Annotated in this window: 21 protein-coding genes; 18 read left to right on the top strand and 3 right to left on the bottom strand. The window is 41.4% G+C overall.

All coding sequences use genetic code 11. The features are described from left to right. Window positions 1-30 precede the first annotated feature (30 nt). From ACP14Y_RS02330 to ACP14Y_RS02355, 6 genes are all read left to right on the top strand, one after another. Window positions 31-3,138, top strand: coding sequence for a choice-of-anchor tandem repeat GloVer-containing protein (locus ACP14Y_RS02330; RefSeq protein WP_424961361.1), 3,108 nt, complete (start codon window positions 31-33; stop codon window positions 3,136-3,138). Between the two features lie 97 nt (window positions 3,139-3,235). Continuing rightward, a complete protein-coding gene (locus tag ACP14Y_RS02335; protein ID WP_424961362.1) occupies window positions 3,236-4,540 on the top strand; it encodes a WD40 repeat domain-containing protein in 1,305 nt (434 codons plus the stop codon). 387 nt (window positions 4,541-4,927) lie between these two features. Continuing rightward, window positions 4,928-5,623: a DUF6261 family protein gene (locus ACP14Y_RS02340; protein WP_424961363.1), complete on the top strand. Its 696-nt coding sequence runs from the start codon at window positions 4,928-4,930 to the stop codon at window positions 5,621-5,623. Window positions 5,624-5,686: 63 nt separating this feature from the next. After that, a complete protein-coding gene (locus ACP14Y_RS02345) occupies window positions 5,687-6,424 on the top strand; it encodes a DUF6503 family protein (RefSeq protein ID WP_424961364.1) in 738 nt (245 codons plus the stop codon). 213 nt (window positions 6,425-6,637) lie between these two features. Then, complete coding sequence (locus ACP14Y_RS02350; protein ID WP_424961365.1) at window positions 6,638-6,937, top strand: GIY-YIG nuclease family protein; 300 nt, start codon at window positions 6,638-6,640, stop codon at window positions 6,935-6,937. Between the two features lie 166 nt (window positions 6,938-7,103). Continuing rightward, on the top strand, window positions 7,104-8,315 hold the full coding sequence (locus ACP14Y_RS02355) for an exo-alpha-sialidase (RefSeq protein ID WP_424961366.1): 1,212 nt from the start codon (window positions 7,104-7,106) through the stop codon (window positions 8,313-8,315). On the opposite strand, the gene ACP14Y_RS02360 is transcribed toward ACP14Y_RS02355, so the two are convergent. Both ACP14Y_RS02360 and ACP14Y_RS02365 read right to left on the bottom strand, forming a co-directional pair. Beyond that, window positions 8,316-9,470: a serine hydrolase domain-containing protein gene (locus ACP14Y_RS02360; RefSeq protein WP_424961367.1), complete on the bottom strand. Its 1,155-nt coding sequence runs from the start codon at window positions 9,468-9,470 to the stop codon at window positions 8,316-8,318. Between the two features lie 10 nt (window positions 9,471-9,480). After that, window positions 9,481-12,993, bottom strand: coding sequence for an ABC transporter permease (locus tag ACP14Y_RS02365; RefSeq protein WP_424961368.1), 3,513 nt, complete (start codon window positions 12,991-12,993; stop codon window positions 9,481-9,483). An 83-nt stretch (window positions 12,994-13,076) separates the two neighbouring features. On the opposite strand from ACP14Y_RS02365, the gene ACP14Y_RS02370 reads away from it, so the two are divergent. The 12 genes from ACP14Y_RS02370 (at window position 13,077) to ACP14Y_RS02425 (ending at window position 20,754) form a co-directional block, all read left to right on the top strand. Further along, window positions 13,077-13,745, top strand: coding sequence for a hypothetical protein (locus ACP14Y_RS02370; RefSeq protein ID WP_424961369.1), 669 nt, complete (start codon window positions 13,077-13,079; stop codon window positions 13,743-13,745). Window positions 13,746-13,788: 43 nt separating this feature from the next. Continuing rightward, a complete protein-coding gene (locus ACP14Y_RS02375) occupies window positions 13,789-15,282 on the top strand; it encodes a cryptochrome/photolyase family protein (protein ID WP_424961370.1) in 1,494 nt (497 codons plus the stop codon). Window positions 15,283-15,316: 34 nt separating this feature from the next. Further along, entirely contained in the window at window positions 15,317-15,817 is a 501-nt protein-coding gene (locus ACP14Y_RS02380; RefSeq protein ID WP_424961371.1) for a hypothetical protein, read from the top strand. A 209-nt stretch (window positions 15,818-16,026) separates the two neighbouring features. Next, the gene (locus ACP14Y_RS02385; RefSeq protein WP_424961372.1) at window positions 16,027-17,058 is read left to right on the top strand and encodes a proline iminopeptidase-family hydrolase; all 1,032 of its coding nucleotides are present in this window, start codon (window positions 16,027-16,029) and stop codon (window positions 17,056-17,058) included. A 36-nt stretch (window positions 17,059-17,094) separates the two neighbouring features. Further along, complete coding sequence (locus ACP14Y_RS02390) at window positions 17,095-17,679, top strand: DinB family protein (protein ID WP_424961373.1); 585 nt, start codon at window positions 17,095-17,097, stop codon at window positions 17,677-17,679. A gap of 109 nt (window positions 17,680-17,788) precedes the next feature. After that, window positions 17,789-18,112: an ArsR/SmtB family transcription factor gene (locus ACP14Y_RS02395; protein ID WP_424961374.1), complete on the top strand. Its 324-nt coding sequence runs from the start codon at window positions 17,789-17,791 to the stop codon at window positions 18,110-18,112. Further along, the gene (locus ACP14Y_RS02400) at window positions 18,112-18,576 is read left to right on the top strand and encodes an SRPBCC family protein (RefSeq protein WP_424961375.1); all 465 of its coding nucleotides are present in this window, start codon (window positions 18,112-18,114) and stop codon (window positions 18,574-18,576) included. The genes ACP14Y_RS02395 and ACP14Y_RS02400 overlap by 1 nt, the downstream gene beginning before the upstream one ends. A gap of 2 nt (window positions 18,577-18,578) precedes the next feature. Next, a complete protein-coding gene (locus tag ACP14Y_RS02405) occupies window positions 18,579-18,983 on the top strand; it encodes a DoxX family protein (RefSeq protein WP_424961376.1) in 405 nt (134 codons plus the stop codon). A 1-nt stretch (window position 18,984) separates the two neighbouring features. Further along, window positions 18,985-19,344 (top strand): iron chaperone, encoded by a 360-nt coding sequence (locus tag ACP14Y_RS02410; protein WP_424961377.1) that lies wholly within the window; start codon window positions 18,985-18,987, stop codon window positions 19,342-19,344. A gap of 2 nt (window positions 19,345-19,346) precedes the next feature. Beyond that, window positions 19,347-19,928 carry a YdeI/OmpD-associated family protein gene (locus ACP14Y_RS02415; protein ID WP_424961378.1) on the top strand — a complete coding sequence of 194 codons (582 nt, stop codon included), beginning with the start codon at window positions 19,347-19,349 and terminating at the stop codon, window positions 19,926-19,928. Between the two features lie 57 nt (window positions 19,929-19,985). Beyond that, entirely contained in the window at window positions 19,986-20,357 is a 372-nt protein-coding gene (locus ACP14Y_RS02420; RefSeq protein WP_424961379.1) for a hypothetical protein, read from the top strand. Beyond that, on the top strand, window positions 20,350-20,754 hold the full coding sequence (locus tag ACP14Y_RS02425; protein WP_424961380.1) for a hypothetical protein: 405 nt from the start codon (window positions 20,350-20,352) through the stop codon (window positions 20,752-20,754). The genes ACP14Y_RS02420 and ACP14Y_RS02425 overlap by 8 nt, the downstream gene beginning before the upstream one ends. 23 nt (window positions 20,755-20,777) lie before the next feature. Here ACP14Y_RS02425 and ACP14Y_RS02430 read toward each other — a convergent pair whose 3' ends face one another. Continuing rightward, a complete protein-coding gene (locus tag ACP14Y_RS02430) occupies window positions 20,778-23,177 on the bottom strand; it encodes an alpha-amylase family glycosyl hydrolase (RefSeq protein WP_424961381.1) in 2,400 nt (799 codons plus the stop codon). Window positions 23,178-23,347 lie beyond the last annotated feature (170 nt).

The following is a 23,347-nucleotide window of genomic DNA, read 5'->3' on the forward strand; positions in this document are numbered from 1 at the left end:
CAATTTGTTATATCACCAAACTACACTTCCATGAAACTCACAAAAACTTGCTACATCCTTCTCTTGCTATTGTTTTGTATAGACGTCAAAAGCCAAACAAAACTTATTGGCTTAGGTAGAGCATCTGGAGGTACTATTTACAGCATTGAAAATGATGGAAGTAACCCTCAGGTTTTAAAAGACTTTCACGAAAAATATCCACGTTCGAATTTTGTAATCAAGGACGATGTTATGTTCGGAATTGGAGATGGAGGTGCTTATAACAGAGGAATTGTCTACTCAATCAATCCTGATGGAACAAATCTAGTCGTGTTGCATACCTTCTCCGAAAGTGACGGAGGTGATCCAATTGGTACACTAGCCTTACAAGGAAATACTCTTTGGGGAGTAACAGCCAGGGGTGGTGAAAACAATCACGGAGTTATTTTCAACATTAATGTTGATGGTTCAGATTTTGAGGTTGTCCATCATTTTGATGGAACCAACGGAAGCGAGCCCAGAGGGGGATTGTGCGCGCATGACGGGAAGTTCTTTGGAATGACCCGAGTTGGTGGCGCTAATAATTTTGGAACGCTTTATGAAATCAGCTTTACCGGAAATTTCCTTAAACGACTCGATTTTAATATCACAAACGGAAGGGATCCATATGGAAGATTAATCGAGAATGGTGGGTTTATTTGGGGCATGACGAGGATTGGTGGAGCTAATAACCAGGGGCTAATATTTGCCTTCAATCCCACTAGCTCCGCTTTTTTCAATATGCATGATTTCGAAACAGAAACCGGCCGAAATCCTCATGGTGGTTTAACCATAAGTAATAGCCGGTTTTGGGGAACAACGGTAAGTGGTGGCACCAACGACCTAGGAACTATTTTCTCATTGGCACTTGATGGGAGCGATTACCAAAAAGAGCATGATTGCGAATTGACAACAGGAATTTCACCGCAAGGAGATTTGGTGGAAACGAATGGAAAGCTTTGGGGAACGGCCATTGGAGGAGGGACGACTAGTCAGGGCACATTATTTAACCTCAATGTCGATGGGACTGGCTTTCAAAAGATTCATGACTTTACTACCTCTCCAAGTATCAATCCATTTCCAAACTTGGTAGTTCTTAATAACGAAATAATTGGAATTACTGCACAAACGCTTTTTAAAATTGATGATGACAATACAGGTTTCCAAACACTAAGAATATTTGATAAATCGGAAGGTTTTCAGATAAACGGTTCAATCACTCTAAGCAACAATAAACTTTGGGGGATGACACAGTTAGGTGGAGAACAGAATCATGGAGTGATTTTTCGAATGGACTTGGATGGGAGCAACTTTGAGGTCGTTCATGATTACATCAATGCATCTAATGCACTTTCGAAATTAATTGAAAGCAATGGAAAGTTATGGGGAATGGCAGCAGGAGGAACAAATAATCATGGTATAATATTCAGTATAGACCTTGACGGTACAAACTTCATGAAAGTGCATGATTTTGATAACACAAATGGTTCTTATTTACCAGGAAACAGCCTCATAGAAAGTGATGGAAAACTTATCGGGACGGCTGGAGGTGGGGCTAGTTTTGATGACCCATTAGGTGTTCTTTTTACGATTAACACAGATGGTACCGGTTTCACTAAAATTCGTGATTTTGATTTCCTAACCGGTGGGTTTTCATATGGAAGCTTATGTGAAGCAAATAACAAACTTTGGGGTACAACACATGTTGGTGGAGCAAACAATAATGGAGTTATCTTCTGTACCAATTTAGACGGCACAGGATATAATAAAGTACATGATTTTAATGGAACAAATGGAAGCCGTCCGTTTAGTGGGCTTACACTAGTAAATGGGAAGTTATTTGGAGTTACATATTCAGGTGGTACATCGAATGTTGGAACTATTTATTCAATCAATACCGATGGCACAGGATTTTCCAAAATTCATGATTTTGATGGTTCCATTGGTAATGGGCTTTATGGAGGATTAGTCGAATCGAATGATAAGCTGTGGGGATTAATGACTTTTGGAGGAAGTAATGAGGCAGGAATCATTTTCTCAATAAACCCTGACGGAACTGAATTTACAAAAGAAGAAGATCTTTCCGCTGAATTCGGTGGTTACCCTGAATTCACCACTTTGCTGGAAGTGATCACCAAGCAAGATCAAAACATCTCGTTTACTCTTTATAATAAAACTTACGGCGATCCTTCGTTTGATCCTGGTGCCACCTCCAACAGTCCCAACGAGATCACTTATGAAAGCTCCGATCCATCCATTATTAGCATAACCAACTCCACCGCCACCATAGAAAGTATCGGACAGGTTACCATCACGGCTACACAGGCTGAGGATGAAGCATACATTGAGGGTTCTTCCGAACAGACTATTGATGTGCTACCAGCAGACCTGACCGCATCGGCAGTTAGCGAAACCATCGCATACGGTGATGAACCATCATTGGATATTGATTATAGTGGGTTCGTTTACGGCGAAACGGAGTTGGATATTACGCCTCCGATTGCTACTGCGTCTTATAACGGGGTTGGTGAATTTCCGATTGTGCTAATGGGTGGATCTGCCGACAACTACAACTTAATAAATGTAGATGGAACTTTAACAGTTAGCAAAGCAGACCAGACCATAAGCTTTGAGCCCCTTCCAATCGGCCTGACAGAAGATTCACCTGCTTTCAGCTTATCCGCAACAGCAACTTCAGGTTTGGGTGTCACATTCAATGCTGATGATCCTACAATTGTAAGCATTTCAGGATCAGTTGTAAACATTTTGAATGATGGGGAAGTAGTGATCACTGCATCCCAAGTAGGAAACGAAAATTACAATGCAGCCCCAAACGAAATCCAAGCTTTATCTATCGGGTCAATTTTGAGCATCCTTGATGGACGGGAATCTTTCAGTGGGATTCACCCTAATCCAGCCTCATCTACATTTTCACTCATTTTAGATCAACCTATCATTAGTTTATACTTAATTGATCTGAATGGCAGAATTGTGAAGAATTATGTACAAAATGATGAAAAAAAATATGATGTATCCAATGTGGAATCAGGTGTTTACTTCCTTCTGGTAGAAACAGAATCTGATGGAATTTTTGGAGGTAAGGTTATTATTATTCATTAGAAATCCACCAAGGTGGATTCTGTCACCAGGTGACAGAAGCAGCAAGGGTCTATCCAATTTTGGGTAGACCTTTTTAATATCTTTCGTATTTTTAACTATGCGCTTACTAATAATCGCCACTCTCCTATTAGTTGTCTTTTTTAGCAAAGCACAACCCAATCAAACAACCACTGAACTGGTTATGTCCATGTCTCAGCGTTCGTTAGTCATGCCTGGCTATCAGACGGAGTTAAAAGCCCTGGTGGCACGACAGGCCTATGAATTTTGGAAAGAGGGAAATGTGGAGCCTTATGTTTCTCACCTGAATGTGTATCAGGCACTCTACGAAGCAAACAAGTACCTGGCATATGATTCGGTCAGAAACCTGGCGTATAATCAAGTTGGGATGCACTCAAATACTGTCACATCTGTGCATTTCGGCAAAGAATCCAACCATTATTATTCTTCTTCTACAGATGGAAAAATATTAAAATGGGACTTATCGAATCCACGTGACATACCTGAAACAATCTATGAATCTGATAAGATCATTCAGTCGATTGAAATGTCCAATGACGGAAAAGTGTTGATGGCTATTTTCTATCAGGAAGGGTTGGCTCTGATCCCTACTGAGCAAAACCCGCAGGAAGACATAAAAGTCTTAGAAGATCCACAGCCGGTACAAACAGCTACATTCATACCCGGAGAAAGAAAATACCTCATGGTAGCCAAAACCGGAGATTTGATACTTAAGGGCTTTGATGCCAAATCGGAACAGGTAGGTAAAACAGCTTTGAAGGTCAACCAACTAAAAGTAGATGAGCAAGATGGTACCATCTATGCCGGAACCGAGCAGGGTGTACTGGAGGCCTGGGAAAAACCTTATGAGGTAAAAGAAAGCCCAATCGAAGACATTATGAAAAACTGGAGGCAGCAGTCCTACTTCGGCTATGAACTAGGGTCGTTTGCCATCAATTGTCTGGACATAAGCCCCGATGGAAATACTCTGGCGATCGGCAGAGACCGTGGGGATGTGATACTTTGGGATATCCCGAATAAAAAACTAATACGAATTATATCCGGTCATCAAAGTACCGTAACGGATATCCAGTTTAATCCAAATGGAGACCTACTATTAACAACCAGCAGAGATGGTACGGCCCGAATCTGGGATCTCACAGATTCCAGAAAACTCCCCATCATTCTTGATGATCATGATGACTGGGTATTAACCGGAAGCTTCAACCCAACAGGCACCCAGGTAATCACCGGTGGTGGAGACGAATACATTCGAACCTGGCCGGTAGACCCTGCCTATCTTGCTTTTCGTATTTGCGCCATGATTAATCGTCCGCTTACACCTGACGAGTGGGACGAGTTTGTAGGAAAAGATATCCCCTATTCTGTTACCTGCTCAGAATAAAAAAGCACCGGACAATTACATCCGATGCTCTCACAATACAACCTAACTTATGATTTCTTTTAGCACAGACGTACATATCTGTTTCGTTTAACAGAACGAGAAGTGATACACTTCAGAAGATCACTGAGGAACTGGGTGAAAATGGGTCTTCTAACTTTCATAAACAACGATTTTAATTTCTCATGATGATACAAAGTTGAAAAAAAGTGGTATGCAGTGTAAGCGGAAATTACGGAAACAGAAAAATACGAGGATCACGTACTGATTTTCATACTAGAAACTGGTTACGTCCTTTTTTTTCAAACCCTCATCGAAGTTGGTTTCAATGTTTGACCAGAAGGTGCTTTCTTGGTACCATAGAACCTCGTATTTAAACACCAACGAACCATGCTTAAGCAATTTTCACACTCACTATTGACCTCCGAAGAACTGGTTGTCATTGCAGAAAGACTCATTCAGGCGGTAAACGCCTCTGCTTTAAAGGATACCCTGGAAAACAGGATCAAGAAAACCACTGAAGCATCCAGCGTGCTCTCCGAGTCACTAAACGAAGGACTTTCCAATGTGCATGCATCGCGTGTGCAGCAAGCAGACCTCTTACGTGACGATGCTTTTCAGGCTTTTAAGTATGGTGTCTTATCTGCATCCTACCGAACCGAGCCATCTATCAAACAGGCTGGAGAAAAGCTGGTGGAAGTGGTAAGAAAGCGAGGATTTAGTCTATACAACCTGGGCTACATCGCACAAAGTGAAGCCATGAGAAGCCTGGTTGATGATCTGGAGCGATTTTCAACTGAAATATCTCGTGCGGGAGTAGCGGATCTTCTAGAAGAAATGCTCAATTCCCATGAGAATTTTGATAAAATATATCACGAAAAGACCACTGAAGACACTAAAAACGAAACACCTCAGGTAGTGGTATGGAAAACGGAACTGTCTAAGCAGATCACATTGTTCCTGAACCACGTAGAATTATTGGAAGAGGACAAAGAAGAAGGGATTGACGACCTGGTGGATAAACTCAATGCCATCATCATAGATATGATGCAGCAAGCCAAAGAACGTCAGCAGGTAGCTTCTTAATTTTATGCGATTTGACATTGTGAAGACAAACCTTTTCCTCCCCTTCTTACGTTTGGGTGAGAAATGAAGAAACTGATTTTATTATTTTCCATCGTTACGGCATGTAGTTCGCCAACTCCACCCGCGCAGGAGGTTGTTGACAAGGCCATTGAGGTTGTTGGTGTCCATAAGCTCCAAAATGCTGAAGCATTCTTTACGTTCCGCAAGATTGACTATAGCTATTTAATGGAAAATGGGGCCTTCGTTTATACACGGACTCAACGTGACTCCATTGGAAATGAGGTTAAAGATGTATTGAACAATGAGGATCTCTTCCGGTACCTCAATGATAGTTTGATCACTGTGGATGAAGAAAAGCGTGCAGCCTACATCAGCTCCGTTAATTCTGTGATCTACTTTGCTTTTCTTCCCTTTCGTCTCAATGATGCCGCAGTGAATAAAAGTCATGAAGGCACAATGGAGATCAACGGAACAAACTACCACAAGATCAAAGTTACTTTTGACGCGGAAGGTGGTGGTGAGGACTTTGAGGATGTCTTTTATTACTGGTTTGATACCGAAGACTACAGTATGGACTATCTGGCCTACAGCTACAATGAGGAAGATGAAGGCACAGGAATGAGGTTCAGAGTTGCCTATAATGCTAGAAAAATAAATGGAGTAACCGTACAAGATTACAAAAACCTTAAGCCCAGGGTAAAAGATAGTGTGCCACTCGAAGCAATTGATCAGGCATATCTCGATGGGGAACTGGAAGAATTATCATTCATTGAATTGGAAGATGTGGTAATCAATTATTGATTAGAAGAGATCCCCAGCATTACTCCTCCTCTTTTCTCAAAGTATAGAAATCAAATTGGGTCTCATTCTTCAGTTTAGATCGTCATTCCCTTGGGAGGGTATGCATAGCAATACCCGAATCACGGGAATCTATTTGTTCGCCGACTATTAGATTCCCAAGTCTCACTCCTCCGTCGTTCGCAAGGGAATAGCGGGAAATACTATATTTAGCCGATGGCTAAAGGTGGTTACGTCTATATTATGTCCAACAGGACCAGAAAAGTAGTTTACGTTGGCTCAACTAATAATCTGGACAATAGAGCCTACCAGCATAAAAATGGTTTCGGTTCAGAATTCACAAAAAAGTATAAATGCACAGACTTGATTTATTATCATTTCTATGAAAGGATTGAGACAGCTATTGAAAGAGAACATAAAATCAAAAAATGGAACCGAGCTTGGAAAGACAAACTCATTAAGGAATTTAACCCTGAGCTAAGAGATCTGTTTGATCAGATCTCAGAGATGCAATGAAATTCAATTCGTCATTCCCTTGGGAGGACAGCCTAGGGGATGTCCGAGTCATGGGAATCTTGGATTATCCATAGAATGAAGGAAGAGATTCCCAAGTCTCGTTCGTACCTCACTCGCAAGGGAATAGCGAAGGTATGAGAATTCCAAATCCAGTAATTTCGACCCCATGAAATGGATATACCTGATTTTAATAGTCTTCCTTACATTTTGCAGTACGCCCCAGTCTGAAGAATCAGAAACAGCAACAGCCATTGCTAGCTTTTCAACACCTACTGTTCCGAAAAGCAGCCTTCCGCATCTGATAAGAGGAGCAGATAACAACCTTTACATGAGTTGGGTGGAAAAGCGAGATTCCAATTGGGTAGATTTTAAATACGCTCAACTAAAAGATGAAGGTTGGAGTGAACCCGAAATTATAGCCTCAGGCAATGACTGGTTCGTAAATTGGGCTGATTATCCGATGCTGGCCGTTGACCAAAACGGAAATAAAATTGCCCATTTCTTAGCTAAAAGCTCAGCGGGAACCTACTCTTATGATTTGAATCTGGTTTTAAAACCAAGTACATCTTCTGAATGGTCCTCTCCCATTATTCCTCACTCGGATGGAACTCCTACTGAACATGGGTTTGTAACCCTGCAACCTACCAATGATGGTTCCTTTCTTCTTACTTGGCTAGATGGTAGAAATACGATCGCAGAAAATCATACCCATGGGCTGGGAGGAGCAATGACCATCCGGTCTGCAGTTATAGATATGAATGGCAACTTATCTGAGCAATCAGAATTAGATGGAAGAGTATGTGACTGCTGTCAAACCGGTGGCACGATATCCGATGATGGAGCCATAATCATATACAGAGATCGTTCAGTTGATGAAGTTCGGGACATGGCTTTTGTGATAAAAAAAGATAGCGCGTGGAGTCAACCCAAACTGGTGGCTCAAGACAATTGGAACATCGCGGGCTGCCCGGTCAACGGCCCACGGGTCGCCAGTTACAACAAGACCGTAGCAACTGCCTGGTTTACATCCGCCTTGGGACAACCTAAAGTAAAAGTAGCCTTCAAGCAAGGTAAAGATTTCAACGACCCGATCATCATCGACGAAACCTCTCCTATTGGCAGGGTGGATGTGGCTATGCTCAGTGAAGAGACGGCAGTAGTAAGCTGGCTCGATGGTGGCGATAAATCAGCTATTAAGTACCGAAAGGTGAATATTAACGGATCTATGTCTCCGATCACAATCGTTACAGAAATGTCTGAATCACGTGGAAGCGGCTTTCCTCAAATGGAGATATATAATGGAGAGGCATACTTTGCGTGGACGCATATTGATGGACAGAAATCAACCATTCAAATAGCGAAAACATCACTGAAATAACTATTCTACTAATGATTCATTGATGGTCTTGAAGAGCTGACTCCATGATTTCACTCCATCATTATCCTTCCCCATCCTCACGATGATCACCTGCGTTTCTGGGAAGATATAGAGGTATTGGCCCAGATGACCCCAGCCTGAGATAATATCAACCTGCTCACCATTTTCACTAAATAACCACCAAAAGTCCTTGTAATAAATCTCTCCTCCATAATCATCAACAACATGTTGTTGACTTATATCCACTGTTTGGTTCATCCATTCTTTTGAAATAACCTGCTCTGAATTCCATGTTCCCTGCTTTAAAACCAATCTCCCAAACTTGGCAAAATCGATTGCTCGAAGGTTAATTCCACTTTCCATTTTCGTCATCCGTGACTCTTCACTATCCAGGCTCCATGATCCACCATATTCCATCCCCATTTGATCCCATATTTGCTTTTCAAAATAAGCAGCAGGCATCATTCCTGTCACACGTTCCAGAATCATTCCGATTACAATTGGATTATACGAGTTGTATTTGAATTCTGCGCCTGGCTCATCAGTCACAGGAAGTTCCATAATCCGTTCTCGTAGCTGTGGGTGATAATAGGCCTTAGGTTTGTCTCCCCAGATCAAATCATGATCCTTGAATTGAATTCCACTTTTCATGTCAAGCAAATGGGAAAGCTGAACCTCCTGATACTTCGGATCTACATCAAGTAATTCAGGAAGATATCTGGAAATTTTGTCCTCCCTCGACTGAATAATCCCCTGATCAATGGCGACACCTACTAATAAAGAGGTGAATGATTTTGCTACCGAAAAGGATGTGTTGATCGAATCTCGTGTATATCCACTCAGGTACTTTTCATAAAGGAGCGTATCATTTTTAATCACGATGAAAGCGGTTGTTTCTGACGCTTTAATCACATTAAGTAAAGCACCTTCTTCCTCCCTGTCAACCGGAACCATCAACCGATCTAAATGCTTCTGATATTCCACATGAAAATGGAAGGGATTTTCAGAAGCCTGAAAATCGTAAGAAGGAAATTTCTTGTAGTCGTCAATTCCGGAGGCATTCCACCGTACCCATCTCCCACTGTATGTAGTGGTAGAGCACGAAACAAAAATAACCATGCAGATTGCTAGCAACTGATTAAATATCGCTTTCATAATCAGCTGTTTATTCGTACCTTAAAGCATCTACCGGATTGGAGTAGGTAATACGCGTGACCGCAGAAATCACACTCAGCATCGCAACCCCTAATAATACAGTCAACGACCATACAAATGGCATCACACCAAAAGGCGCTCTATATGAAAACTCCGCAATCCAGCTTTGCATCATAAAGTATGAAAGTGGTAAACCGATCAACGCGGCGATTGCCACCAGCCTGGCAAACTGTCCAAGGATCATTCCCATAATTTGACTGGAAGTAGCTCCCAGGATTTTCCGCATGCCAACTTCCTTTACACGCTGATTCAAAATGGCAATGGCCATACCCAGAAGACCCAGACTAGCCAAAATCAAAGCCACCATAGAGAAAACCGAGAAGATAGAAAGCGTCCGCTCCTCCTGCTCATACAAAGCAGCCAGCTCCTGATCCAGAAAGCGATACTCAAAAGGAAGTTCGCTCCCTAATTGCTCATATATTGGTTCAATTTCATTGATAATCTGACCAAATTGATTCCCTTCCATTTTGATAAGTAACTCACCCGCCCCCAGCGGTTGCAGGGACATTACCAAAGGTTGAATATTCTCACGCAGTGAACGATAATGAAAATCTTTTACCACCCCTACAATCGTTCCCTCCAGCTCTTCATCATTGCCAACCCAAATCAATTTTTTTCCAACCGGATTTTCCAGGTTTAAAAGCTGTGCAGTCACCTCATTAATGATAAAACCAAAAACAGAATCCGATGGATGAGATCGGTCATATGCCCTTCCGGCAACCACTTCCAGATTCAATACCTTTTCAAAATCATAGTCGACCATTACCTCAGAAGCATCTACACGATTATCTGGATCTTTCGGCGAATAATAAGCATGCTGATTGAATTGTCCACCAGGAGCACTCGAAACCAAAGTGGTCTGCTTTACTCCACTGATCCTTTTTATCTGCTCCTGAACGCTACGCACCGCTTGTAAATCTATCCCTCCGATCTCAATACTTACCGGTACACTTAACGAAATGATGGCTTCCTTGTCAAAACCAAGATCTTTTTCTTTCATAAAATCAATCTGACGATAAATGACAAGACTCCCACTAATCAGAATGGCAGAAATAGTAAACTGAAATATCACCAGCACACTCCTGAGTCTGACACCCTTGGAACTAGTGGTCAGCTTACCTTTCAGCACCTCTGTGGGACGGAATGACGAAAGAGTCATAGCAGGATAGAAACCAGCAAGCAATCCAATTGCTATACAAAAAAGAATAGCCTTGGATAGAAAATGAAATTCAAACAATTTGGATACTTCAAAGCTCTTTCCGGACAGATAGTTAAAGCTGTCCATCAGCAACAAAGAGAGTCCATACGATAGCACCAGTGCAACTACACAAAATAAAAATGACTCCAGATAAAACTGCGTCGTTAAATTGCTAGATACGGCCCCTAATGTTTTCCTAACACCAACTTCCTTTGCACGCTCGATGGACTTAGCCGTTGTGAGATTGATGTAATTGATCATGACAATAAGAATGAGGAATGCAAGCGTACCTGTCAAAATGTAGACATACAGGATATTCCCATTGTTTTCAAGCTCCCACCGGAGGTGCGAGTAAAGGTGAATGGATTGAATTGGCTGCAGGATAAAGCCTGTACCGGTCGCTTCGAAAGTTTCCCTCCGATCATTCCACCAGTCCAGGTAAGTCGGGATCCAATCCGGGATTTTTGCCTCCAGCTTTTTAGCGTCAGCTCCTGGTTTAAGTTTCAGATAATTGAAGTGACCAAAATCTGCCCAAGTCATCCAGCTATCGTTGGGGTTGATTTGTTTTAAGGTGATATACGGAATAATCGCATTGAAATGAAAATGCGTATTATCAGGCATGGGCTCCACCACGGCAGTCACAGCAATTGGCATATCATTTAACCGAAGCTCACGACCCACTGCACTGGAATCACCAAAATATTTTTTTGCCATGGTTTCGGTAATCACTAATGAAAACGGTTTGCTTAAAGCCTCTTCATCTCCTTCCAGGATATTCAATTGAAACACATCAAAGAAGGTGGAGTCAGTAAAAAAGAAATTAGGCTCCTCAAACATGGCGTTGGTTTGTGGGTTCTTCACCCGAACCAGCTCCTTGCTTAGTCCTGGTCCATACCAGGGGGATATACTCACCGCCTCTTCTACTTCCGGAAAGTCCTTGACCATGGCTTGAGCCATTGGGTGAGGGGTTCGTGTCTGCGGATTGTCACTGTTCCAAGCAATCCGATAGATCCGATCAGAATCAGGAATGGATTGATCATATGAAAGCTCCTCTTCCAGGAAGAGATAGATTAAAATGCTACAGGTAAAACCGACGGTTAAACCCAGTACATTGAGAAATGAAAACAATCCATTACGTTTTACATTTCGACTGAAAATCTTCAAAAAATGCTGAATCATGCCACTTTTCATTTTGAGGTTAAAAACATGATTCAAATCAAAACCTCTTCCACCGTTCAATGGTGCTTTCCGTTCGGATAGACGTTCTTCCCCATAAGTCCGAACGTCCTTAGCATCCCGATACTCCGAAGGAGTAAGGCCAGTACGACGCTTGAACGCGGTGTTAAAAGCAGATTTGGAATTGTATCCCACCATTGTAGCGATGTTCTCGATTTTTACCTGCTCATGCTGCTCGTCTCTTAGCAGCAGACAAGCCTCACGCACCCGGAACCTGGCTATAAGATCCTGAAAGCTGATCTTCAGTGATTCATTTAGTACCTGTGAAAGATGGTGTGTAGTTACTCCCAACTCACGTGCCAGACGACTCAAAGAAGCATCATCTCTTCTGTAGAATTTCTGCTCTAGCATTACTTCGTCCAGACGATCCAAAATAGCAGCCTTTATGGATGGTGTGAGTGTAGACTTCTTGTATTTGTTTCCAATGGGTATTGGTGATAGAAAAGATGATTCTTTTAATAGCTGATGAAGTATAAAGGCCAACAATAAAAGGAAAAGCACAGCACTTACCAATTGATCAATCCCCATCGCAAACGAGGCAATAAGTACTCCATTGAATATCACAAAATTTCTCAACCATGAAACACGAGATCCCGGATTCAGGAAGTAGGAAAATCCTCTTGACCTGCTTTCACGGTAAAGCAACCTGACAATCAGGCCGATATAGGCTAAAATCACCAGCGAGCCAATCGGTTTGTAAATCCATTCAATCTCATCAAAGAACAAGTTAGAGGCAAATGAAGCAACGATAATTAAGAAGTGGACGGAAGCCGTCCGTGTCTTTTGATAGAAGAACGCATGAATATAGAGGTAGCATGTAATTACTATCAACGAGACTGCAGCTGGAAGCAAAAAATGTAAGGGTGTTTCCTGAATGGAAATCCCAATCAAATAGGTAATCACTAGTGCTCCGAGCCATCTCCCGGATGGAGATTTGTTGATCAGTAGTACCAAACCAGACACACCTCCAATCATTAAGGTGCTGACTAGAAAAGTCTGCTGCCATGGAAAATTCACCCACTGCTCCATAGACCAAAAGTGGGGAAAAACGAACAAAAATCGCTAAAGCACGTAAGCTAGTCCTTCAAAACATAATCAAAATATCTCCTAAGATGAAGCTAATTTCAGCTCTTTTGCTGCTTTCCAGCTACTTGATGATACAAGAGTCACCATGGAAAAGCATTGAATCAATACCCAAAAAATATCAGATAGATGGAAGTTACTCAGGCCTGGAAATGCTTGATACTTTGGAAATGAAGCCTGCAGTGACAGATAATCGATTTGTCATAAAAAAATCAAAAGATTTTACCTATATCGCTATTCGATCTAATACGAGTACAATTCTAAACGCCTACATTGTTAATGAAAATGAGATAAAAGTGCTTCATGCCTCTGCTGCGTTGGGCCAGGTGGATTTTAAGAAAGAAGGCGATGCTTTTATCCCTACACAATCGTCCTTCGATTGGATCTACCGAGATCCTACAGCCTGGGGAGATGAACTTCACCCGGATGGCGAACAAACGTTGGAGGGATTTTATGAGCGATTTGGCTGGATGGCAAGTACTTGGTACATGGGCTCCTACCGAGATTTTGAAATGATTATCGATAATTCGCATTTTGAAGATAATAGTAGATTGTTGGTCAGCTATACTTCTATGGAAAACAATGAACGATCGATCCGAATGAAAGAGGGAAATAATTTCGCCAGCCTCACTGGAAATTATGAAACAGATGTCAAGCTTCATAATGGAAACATCCCCGAATCAATCAACTTACGATAGGGTGGAGACCTAAACAGAAAGCATTTGAGTTGGTTGTACTCACATGGCTTATAAAAAACTTGCACTCATTCTTGGAAACTGCTTATTTCCTGATCACAGCCCATTAAATCCTGACTCCTCCACCATCTTCTTCATGGCGGAGGATGTAGGATTATGTACCCATTTTAAATATCATAAGCATAAGCTGGTCCTGTTCCTTTCTGCTATGCGCTCCCACGCAGAAGAGATTGAAAAGAGTTTTCCTCTGGACTATCACAAGCTAACCCTACAAAATCAGGAGAAGAGTTATGAAGACAAACTGAAAGAAACCATTGATTCGTATGCAGATATTCAGGAAATAGTGACCTACGATATTGAGGATCATTTTTTTGAAAAGCGAATCCAGGAGTTTTGCAAAAAGGAAAAGCTAAAACTCACCATCGTTGATTCTCCCGGATTCATTACCACTAAGGAGCAATTCAAAGGATTCAATCAAGAATATAAGCCCTTCATGCAGACGTTCTACAAGCAGCAACGAAGGGATCTCAATATTCTAATTGACAAGAACGGTGATCCCACCAATGGCAGCTGGTCCTTTGACGAAGAAAATCGAAAGAAGCTGCCAAATGAGATTCGTATTCCCGAACAACCGACCTCACACCCCACTGATCATACAGAGGATGTCAAAAAGCTAGTCAATCAGCTTTTTCCAGATCATCCGAGCTCTACTGAAAACTTTCGATGGGCCACCACACGCAGGCAAGTGCTTTATTTATTGGACGCTTTCCTAAAGGAACGTTTTGAAAAGTTTGGACCCTATGAGGATGCCATTAGCAGCAAGCACACATTCATTTTTCACTCTGTCCTCTCTCCTTACATCAACATGGGGTTGGTCACCCCTGATGAAGTAGTCGATAAGGCCCTGGAGTTTTATCAGGAGCACGATACCCACTTCCCAAGTGTAGAAGGTTTTGTCAGACAGATCATTGGCTGGCGAGAATTTATGCGAGGGATCTATCACGAATATGATGAGAAGTTGAATGTCAACTATTTCAATCACAAACGGAAGATGAAGTCCTGCTGGTACGATGGAACCACTGGCATTCCTCCATTAGACGATGCGATCAAAAAAGCACAGAAGCATGGCTACACCCACCACATCGAGCGACTGATGGTGCTGGGAAATATCATGCTCCTATGCGAACTGGATCCGGATGAGGTTTACAAATGGTTCATGGAAATGTATGTAGACTCAGCGGACTGGGTGATGGCACCCAATGTCTATGGCATGAGTCAGTTTGCCGATGGAGGAATCTTCGCTACCAAACCCTATATCGGTGGCGCCAACTACATCAAAAAGATGAGCGATTACGGAAAGGGAGACTGGGAGGATACTGTGAATGGGCTTTACTGGCGATTCATTGAGGAGAACATGGAAACGTTTGCCAACAATCAGCGAATGTCCATGATGGTAGCCACTTTAAAGAAAATGAACCCTGAAAAAAAAGAGAAGATATTTAAAGCAGCCAATCGATTTATTGAGCAGGTGACAGAATAAAAACCATTACCTTTAATGAAACTCAAGGTTTTAAATGAAAAAAGAAGAGTTTCTCATTGAAGAATATAAAATCCTTTGGAGCTACTACAAAGAGACGATTAACAATCGAAAAAATATGCTCGATTGGTATTTCAAGATTATTGGGATTCCTGCTTCACTATTTGCAATAATCTTCAGCTTAGATAATGTGGAAATAGAAAATGGCTTATTGGGAATAATCCTTTTAATCATCTCTTTAAGTGGAGTTGGAATTTTTGTAGGATATGTTCTAGAATCAAAAAATTCAAAAAAGTATTTAGAAGAAATCCAGAGAATTAAATGCCATCTTAAGGGCAATAAATATTCCACTATTCTAAAACTCGATGTTTCAATCGGCCCTCTTGTAAACGAATTTCGTGTTGCACCAGTTGTTCTGATAAATTCTTTCTTATTCGGTTCGTCAGTCTACTTTATGAGTTCTCTGGAATTCTGTTTGATTATTCTAACTTCAATGGCAATTGCAATAAGTCATTATCTATTTTATATTCTTAAATAAAGAGGTTCAGACAAGATCGAAGAATAAATTTTAAAGAAATTCTTCTTAAAAGCAACAAGTTTAGAATTAAGAAAATGCCGGAATAAATCCGGCATCTAATTATTCCCGGCCTTGTGCCGGGATCTTCATATAAGAATGAGTAGAACACTTAAACTGATCAGTTCAAGATTTCAAGCAAGTTTGCTAACTTGAGGTAAAACCAACTGACCATGAAAAATCTATTCTATCTTGCTTTAGCAATCACATTTACCTATTGCCAGCCACCCAACCAGACAGAATCAACATTTACCACTTACCTCGATTATTCCAACCGAGATGATGAACTTTCCGGTGGGGTTAAAATGATTCCGATACAAACAGAGGCAGGAAAATTCAACGTGTACACGAAACGAGTGGGAAACAATCCAGATATGAAACTTCTACTATTGCACGGTGGACCCGGAGCTACTCACGAGTATTTTGAAAGTTTCGATTCTTTCTTACCCAAGGCAGGTATTGAATATTACTATTATGATCAGCTTGAATCAGCATACAGCGATCAACCAAACGATTCCTCGCTCTGGAGTGTAGATCGCTATGTCGAAGAGGTAGAACAAGTACGCAAGGCACTGGGACTCAACAAAGACAACTTTTACTTGCTTGGAAGTTCCTGGGGTGGGATCCTAGCAATGGAATACGCTTTAAAATATCAGGATAATCTCAAAGGAGTGATTATATCCAACATGATGGCATCCGTACCCGAATACAATAGATATGCACAGGAAGTCTTGGGCCCACAGATGGATTCGGCTGTTTTAGCTGAAGTACTTGCGCTTGAAGCTGACGAAGATTACGGTAACCCTCGATATGCTGAACTATTATACAACAATTACTACACCGAGCATGTCCTGCGAATGCCCCTGGAAGAATGGCCGAACCCCGTTAATCGGGCGTTTGCTAACATGAATTATGATCTTTATCTGGCCATGCAAGGTCCAAGTGAGTTTGGAATCAAAGGAGGCGCCAAGCTGGAAAACTGGGACATCACTGACCAGTTGCCTGACATCACCGTTCCAACATTATCCATAGGAGGAGCATATGATACAATGGATCCTGAACACATGGAGATGATCGCTAATACCGTCCAAAACGGACAATACTTACATTGCCCGAACGGAAGTCACCTGGCTATGTACGATGATCAACAAACCTATTTCGAGGGTTTGATCAAGTTCATCAAAGAAGTAAGTGACCAGAAATAACACCTCAATGAATTGTTTCAAATAAACCCTACCCTCATGAAAAAGCTGCTGTCTCTCACATTTCTGTTTGTTCTATTCTCATCGCAAGCACAATATGCGATCAAAAATCTGGAAGGATATTCTCCTCAAATGGGTGCATTGATCAGTATGCTCGATGACCTGAAAGGAAGGGTTGAATGGCATGTTAAGGATCTGGACCAGGAAGGAACGGATTTCCTGCTTGATGATCAGGCCAATCGACTAGGTGCCCTGATTCTACATCTAGCTGCCACGGAAGTTTACTATCAAAGAGCAACATTCTATGATGAAAAACTTGATGAAAATGAGGATGCAGAGTGGCTCACAGCACTTCGGCTGGGTGATAAGGCAAGAGAAGAGCTTCAAGGGAAGCCAATATCCTATTATCTGGACAAATGGGAAGAAGTGAGAGCAAAAACAAAGGAAGTGTTGAAAACCAAGAACGACGAATGGCTGCTTCAATTGCGTGACAGTGCTCCTGGAGGTGCCGAGTATAACTACTACTGGGCATGGTATCATGTGATGGAGCATCAGGCGAACCACATGGGACAGATTTCATTGGTAAAGAAACGGATGAAAGATGACACGGAGAATGACTACTAATCATCGAAAGAACTTTTAATACATCTATCTCAAGTAAATTCTAATTAGAATACCAATCATTTGCGTAGTTAAATAGCTACACATATATTTGTAGTCAAATGACTACACGATGAATCTACGCAGAGATGTCTTTCAGGCCATTGCCGACCCTACCCGAAGAGCAATCCTTATGTTGGTGGCTTCACAATCCATGACGGCTGGCGCGATTGCGGCAAACTTTGACACGGCCCGCCCCACTGTTTCCAACCATCTGCGAATACTTACTGAATGTGAGCTTCTGAGAAAAGAACAGCAAGGGCGTGAGATTCACTTTCATTTGAATCCACAGGGATTAAAATCAGTTGCTGAGTTTATCGAACCTTTCCGTAAAATGTGGGATGACCGATTCAATAAGTTGGAAGACGTCATGAAAAACTATAAAAAGGACAATTAATGGAACTGAAAACGAAAGTACACGCAGAAGACAACAAGCAGGAATTGAAAATCACAAGAGGGTTTGAGCTACCGCTTGAGTTACTCTTTAAAGCCTATATCGAGCCCGAATTGGTGGAACAATGGATGGGAACCAAAGTACTGAAGCTGGATAATAGAAAACATGGTAGCTACCAGTTTGAAACCACCGATCCCAAAGGGAATAAACATGGGTTTAATGGCACCATTCATGAGTTTTTGCCTAATCGAAAGATCACCAGAACTTTTGAAATGGAAAACACACCATTTCCTGTACAATTGGAGTATCTGGAGTTCGAATCAACTGCCGAAAATGCCAGCAAACTAACCATACACATTGTCTACCGATCAGTTGATGACCGGGACAATATGTTGAAGCAGCCATTTGCACAAGGGCTCAACATGGCTCACAACAGACTGGAAGAAATCGTAACCAAACTAAAATAACTATGGAGAAAAGAAACACAGTTCAGGGACACACAGGTAAAGTCATTTATTGGGTCGTCACGATCTTCCTTTCATTTGGAATGCTGGCTGGTGGGGTTCAGCAGCTTTTGCAAATTGGAGGGTATGTGGAAATTGTCAATCAATTGGGCTATCCAACTTATATGCTGTCAATTCTGGGGGCATGGAAGATTTTGGGAGTGATAGCTATTTTGATCCCCGGATTTCCTTTGATAAAAGAGTGGGCATATGCCGGGTTTTTCTTTGCTATGTCCGGTGCTGCTGCTTCACACCTTACAGCAGGTCAGCCTTTCACTGAAGCGATCCCATCGTTAATATTATTAACAGTGACTATATTATCCTGGTATTTCCGACCCGAAAACAGAAAACTCAAAATTGTAACGGTGTGATATGAAGTACAAAGATGTTGATTCATATATTATAAGCGCTGATCCAATCTCTCATTCAACACTTCGTGAGATCCGTGAGATCATCCTGAAATCCATTCCTGATGTAAATGAAAGCATAAGCTATAATGTACCTTTCTATAAGTTTAATGGCGTACATGTGGGCTTTGGTGCTTTTAAAAAACATGCAACTTTTGGTATTGGAGCAGATGTGCTATCTGATAAACACAGAGAAAAACTAAAAAAGCTTGGCTACCAAACAGGTAAGGAGACAGTTCAGATCAAATATGATCAGGAAGTTCCAACCGATTATTTACGGTTGTTATTGGAAGAGAAAATTTCGAAAGCAAAAGACAATGATTAGCTATGAATCCGAAAGTCGACTGGTTTTTTGAAAAGGATACACAATGGAAGGAAGCGTATGCGCAATTGAGGCAAATAGCGCTTGATTGTGAGCTGACAGAAGAATTGAAATGGGGATGTCCTTGCTACACATTCAAAGGCAAAAACATTGTGCTTATCCATGGTTTTAAGGAGTACTGTGCGTACCTCTTCCACAAGGGAGCACTTTTAAACGATTCAGAAAAAATACTCATCCAGCAAACGGAAAATGTGCAATCCGCCCGACAAGCACGATTTACTAATGTGAAGGAAATTATAGATCAGGCTGATTTACTTAGGGCATATATTTATGAGGCCATTGAGGTAGAGAAGGCAGGCTTGAAAGTGGAAATGAAAAAGACAGACGAGTTTGCCATGCCGGTAGAGCTGGAGAATATATTTCAAGAAGATCCGGATTTTAAAGCAGCTTTCGAATCGCTAACTCCCGGGAGGCAAAGGGGTTATCATCTGCATTTTTCACAAGCCAAACAATCTGCAACAAGAACATCCAGAATAGAGAAGGCAATGCCTAAAATCTTCGAAGGTAAAGGCTGGAATGAACGATAAAACTGTAACTTTTCGTCTGTGCAATATGTCATGCACCTATGATCATGTAACTATTTTATGAGAATTATAATTCTTTTACTCGTCCTGAATGCATTTCTTGTTTGCTGCAAAAGCAAGAATGAAGAGAAAACCATGGAAACAATCCAACAAGATTTAGCCTTTGATTCGAAACAATGGAAAGTAAAACAAGAAGATGAATACCCCTTTCGCCCGCTGATGTATAAAGAGGTTTTATACAGCGATTCAGTTCGAACCCTTTCCAAACCTCAAATACTTAGTTTGCTTGGTAAACCAGAAAGAGAAGAAAACAATCATTTCTATTATCTCATAGAGGCAAACACCATTGGATCATTTGCTCTCAATCAGAAATCATTGGTGATTAAATTTAAGTCAGACAATTCTGTTGAATGGATCAAACTTTATGAATAAAGGAATTATTGAAAACCTCTCTATTAGAAAGATTTTTTTGATTGATTCGATCGGGGCACTCCTTTCAGCGATTTTACTAGGTCTTGTGCTGGTTCACTATCACAGCCTTATCGGTATGCCCGCACATGTCTTGCGAGTACTGGCAGGAGTGGCACTACTTTTTATGATCTACTCCTTTTCGTGCTACTATGTCAATCCGGTGAATGCAAAAGCCAGATTAAGAACAATTGCCATTGCAAACCTGCGATATTGTGTGACTACACTGATTCTGATGGGAGTGTATTTTGACGAGTTAACACTACTTGGATTAACCTATTTCATGCTGGAAATACTCGTTATTACTTTCCTTGCCCGTTTTGAATTCAAATCCACTTACCACCAATTTCGAAAGTCGTAAGCCGTATAAATCAATAGAATAGTCTAGTTCTTAATGATTTTTTTCATGATCATCTGGTCTTGCATCCTCAATTCGAGGATGTAGGTTCCTTTCTTCAAGGTACTGGTATCTATTTCTTCTAAGGAAGACAAAGTGCCTTTAATCAGTGTATTCCCTGTGAAATCAATAATCCGATAGTCTGTGGACTGATTACAATTAACATAAATCACCCCGTCGAAAGGGACAGGATATACATGACTCTCAGCAACATGATGAGCGTTTAACGTAAGATTTCCCATTGTCAAAACCATAGCAGTTTCCGCTGGAACGGTAACCGTCAGTTCATCCACATTCTTCACATCGTAACGTTCCGTCCCAAGTATATTTACCAAGGCAGGCTCAGAACCCAATTTAATCAGATCCGAGAGATTCAATTCCACTTCCTCTGAGTTGTCAGAAACATTCACAACTGTATATATCTGTTCATCTTCGGTTGTTCGACGATAAGAGAGTATGGATGAGTTCATGAATAGCAACTCAAACGCTCCTGTTTGTAGAGCTCCGGACTGTGCCCTAAGCTGTATCAGCTTTCTATACCAATGGAGTAAGGAATTAGCATCTAAAAGTTCTATCGCCACATTATGGGTAGCATAGTTTCCGGGCGGATCATTCCAGGGACTCTGATCAGAAAATCCAGCATGATCTTCATCACTCCATGCCATCGGTCTTCGAATATTTTCATCCGGTTTCCTACCTGTCATCCCAATTTCCTCGCCATAATAAATAAATGGTACCCCTGGTAAGGTTAGATAAATGGCTGCTGCAAGCTTCACTTTATCTTCATCGTTTGAAAGCTCATCCATCAACCGGTTCATGTCGTGGTTAGTGGTAAATGTTCCAAACTGGTAGTATGGATAACTATTGATTGCTTTATTGATCTGATTTGCTGTGGTACTTGCATCTTGAAATTTTATACTATTGATGATGGCACTACCCAGGTCAAAGTCAAAACAAAAGTCCAGTCCATCATTAACTACATATGGAACAACTTTCTCGGTGCTTGTCCAGGCTTCTCCAACCGACAAAGCTTCCGGATTGGATGCTTTGGTCACAGCCACCCATTCTCTCCAGAAATCATGTGTTTCGGGCAAATCTTCCAGTTCACTTCCATCCTCCTTGATGTATTTCACAGCATCGAGTCGGAAACCATCTACTCCTATATCTTCTAACCAATATGCTGTAATATCAAAAATCTCTTCTTTTAGGTCTGGCTCAGCATAATTAAGGTCAGGCATGCCACCCCAGAATAATCCATAGTAATATCCACTCGAAGAACTATGCCAGACATCCTGGCCCCAGGGACCGGAGTATCCAGGTTTGGAGTCTGACCATCTATACCAGTTTCTCTTTTCAGCACTTTTTGAAGATACCGCATCCTGAAACCATTGGATTTGCGTGGAACTATGGTTAAGGACCAAATCGATAATCACTTTTATTCCTCGTTTATGGGCTTCTTCAAGAAACAACTTGAAATCATCCATAGTACCATAGTCAGGATTGATGGACCGGTAGTCATTCACATCATACCCATGGTAGCTGGGGGAATCGTGAATGGGCATGAGCCAAATGCCTGTGATTCCTAAGTCTGTATTAGTGTTGGGGTTCCCGTCATTCAAATAATCCAGCTTCTCTATTATCCCTTTAAAGTCCCCCACTCCATCGCCATCACTATCATAAAAGCTTCGTACAAAAATTTCATAAAAGGTAGCCTCATTCCACCATTCAAGATCTTCTGTGCTTTTTTCACCTACCTCTATATAATCGGTAAGAATCAATTCGTCTTCTGAAAATGAGTTTGATACGCGTAATGTCACATCATAAGTACCCGGTGTTGAATATTGGACTGATACCGATGGATCAGAAGATGTGGCCGGTGTTCCTCCCTCAAAAGTCCACTCATAATTCTCAACTAAACCGCTGGCTTCTTCCGTAAATAGTATGCTTCCATTTTCAAAAGTAAATGTGGATGAAGAAGAAATACCGGCAATGGCCGGGCCTGTTGGTGGTTCTTCATCATTGTACCAAAATGTAAGCGTTTCGTCAGATGAACCAACAGTATGCATTCGATTATTTCCATTTCCGGGAAATTCCTCTCGATCATCCCACTGACCATTAAACCTAAACTTGAATTCTATTGTGGAGCCGGGGGTTAGACCTGTAATGGTAGTTTTATAAACCCCATCGTTATCCCCGTCTGTCAGTTGATTAAGTGAGCTACCCCAATTATTAAATGTGCCTGCGATATCAACAAATTCGGAATCAGGATTAAAATTACCCTCATCGATCTGGTAATTCATGTTTACTTCAAAGGTGATTGCCACACTTTGACTGAATGAAATACATGAAATAAGAAGGAGCGTGAGAGTGAAGGTCAATTTTTTCATATTTATCAAAGTTATTTTATGACCACTCATATTTTTGATAAAATTTTACTTTTCCACGCAACCGATTGCGAAAACCGAAAGGAGGACTCCTCAAGCAATATGATCCAAATAAGATATCTGGTATAATAAAAAAGCCTCCCGGGTGGGAGGCTCGCTACTAGGAATCAGCT

It is taken from the genome of Ekhidna sp. (assembly GCF_965247405.1).
Classification (GTDB): domain Bacteria; phylum Bacteroidota; class Bacteroidia; order Cytophagales; family Cyclobacteriaceae; genus Ekhidna.

Excerpts from the sequence above, each read along its gene's own strand:
- ACP14Y_RS02330 (WP_424961361.1), top strand. The coding sequence starts at position 31 with ATGAAACTCACAAAAACTTGCTACATCCTTCTCTTGCTATTGTTTTGT.
- ACP14Y_RS02335 (WP_424961362.1), top strand. The coding sequence starts at position 3,236 with ATGCGCTTACTAATAATCGCCACTCTCCTATTAGTTGTCTTTTTTAGC.
- ACP14Y_RS02340 (WP_424961363.1), top strand. The coding sequence starts at position 4,928 with ATGCTTAAGCAATTTTCACACTCACTATTGACCTCCGAAGAACTGGTT.
- ACP14Y_RS02345 (WP_424961364.1), top strand. The coding sequence starts at position 5,687 with ATGAAGAAACTGATTTTATTATTTTCCATCGTTACGGCATGTAGTTCG.
- ACP14Y_RS02350 (WP_424961365.1), top strand. The coding sequence starts at position 6,638 with ATGGCTAAAGGTGGTTACGTCTATATTATGTCCAACAGGACCAGAAAA.
- ACP14Y_RS02355 (WP_424961366.1), top strand. The coding sequence starts at position 7,104 with ATGAAATGGATATACCTGATTTTAATAGTCTTCCTTACATTTTGCAGT.
- ACP14Y_RS02360 (WP_424961367.1), bottom strand. The coding sequence starts at position 9,470 with ATGAAAGCGATATTTAATCAGTTGCTAGCAATCTGCATGGTTATTTTT.
- ACP14Y_RS02365 (WP_424961368.1), bottom strand. The coding sequence starts at position 12,993 with ATGGAGCAGTGGGTGAATTTTCCATGGCAGCAGACTTTTCTAGTCAGC.
- ACP14Y_RS02370 (WP_424961369.1), top strand. The coding sequence starts at position 13,077 with ATGAAGCTAATTTCAGCTCTTTTGCTGCTTTCCAGCTACTTGATGATA.
- ACP14Y_RS02375 (WP_424961370.1), top strand. The coding sequence starts at position 13,789 with ATGGCTTATAAAAAACTTGCACTCATTCTTGGAAACTGCTTATTTCCT.
- ACP14Y_RS02380 (WP_424961371.1), top strand. The coding sequence starts at position 15,317 with ATGAAAAAAGAAGAGTTTCTCATTGAAGAATATAAAATCCTTTGGAGC.
- ACP14Y_RS02385 (WP_424961372.1), top strand. The coding sequence starts at position 16,027 with ATGAAAAATCTATTCTATCTTGCTTTAGCAATCACATTTACCTATTGC.
- ACP14Y_RS02390 (WP_424961373.1), top strand. The coding sequence starts at position 17,095 with ATGAAAAAGCTGCTGTCTCTCACATTTCTGTTTGTTCTATTCTCATCG.
- ACP14Y_RS02395 (WP_424961374.1), top strand. The coding sequence starts at position 17,789 with ATGAATCTACGCAGAGATGTCTTTCAGGCCATTGCCGACCCTACCCGA.
- ACP14Y_RS02400 (WP_424961375.1), top strand. The coding sequence starts at position 18,112 with ATGGAACTGAAAACGAAAGTACACGCAGAAGACAACAAGCAGGAATTG.
- ACP14Y_RS02405 (WP_424961376.1), top strand. The coding sequence starts at position 18,579 with ATGGAGAAAAGAAACACAGTTCAGGGACACACAGGTAAAGTCATTTAT.
- ACP14Y_RS02410 (WP_424961377.1), top strand. The coding sequence starts at position 18,985 with ATGAAGTACAAAGATGTTGATTCATATATTATAAGCGCTGATCCAATC.
- ACP14Y_RS02415 (WP_424961378.1), top strand. The coding sequence starts at position 19,347 with ATGAATCCGAAAGTCGACTGGTTTTTTGAAAAGGATACACAATGGAAG.
- ACP14Y_RS02420 (WP_424961379.1), top strand. The coding sequence starts at position 19,986 with ATGAGAATTATAATTCTTTTACTCGTCCTGAATGCATTTCTTGTTTGC.
- ACP14Y_RS02425 (WP_424961380.1), top strand. The coding sequence starts at position 20,350 with ATGAATAAAGGAATTATTGAAAACCTCTCTATTAGAAAGATTTTTTTG.
- ACP14Y_RS02430 (WP_424961381.1), bottom strand. The coding sequence starts at position 23,177 with ATGAAAAAATTGACCTTCACTCTCACGCTCCTTCTTATTTCATGTATT.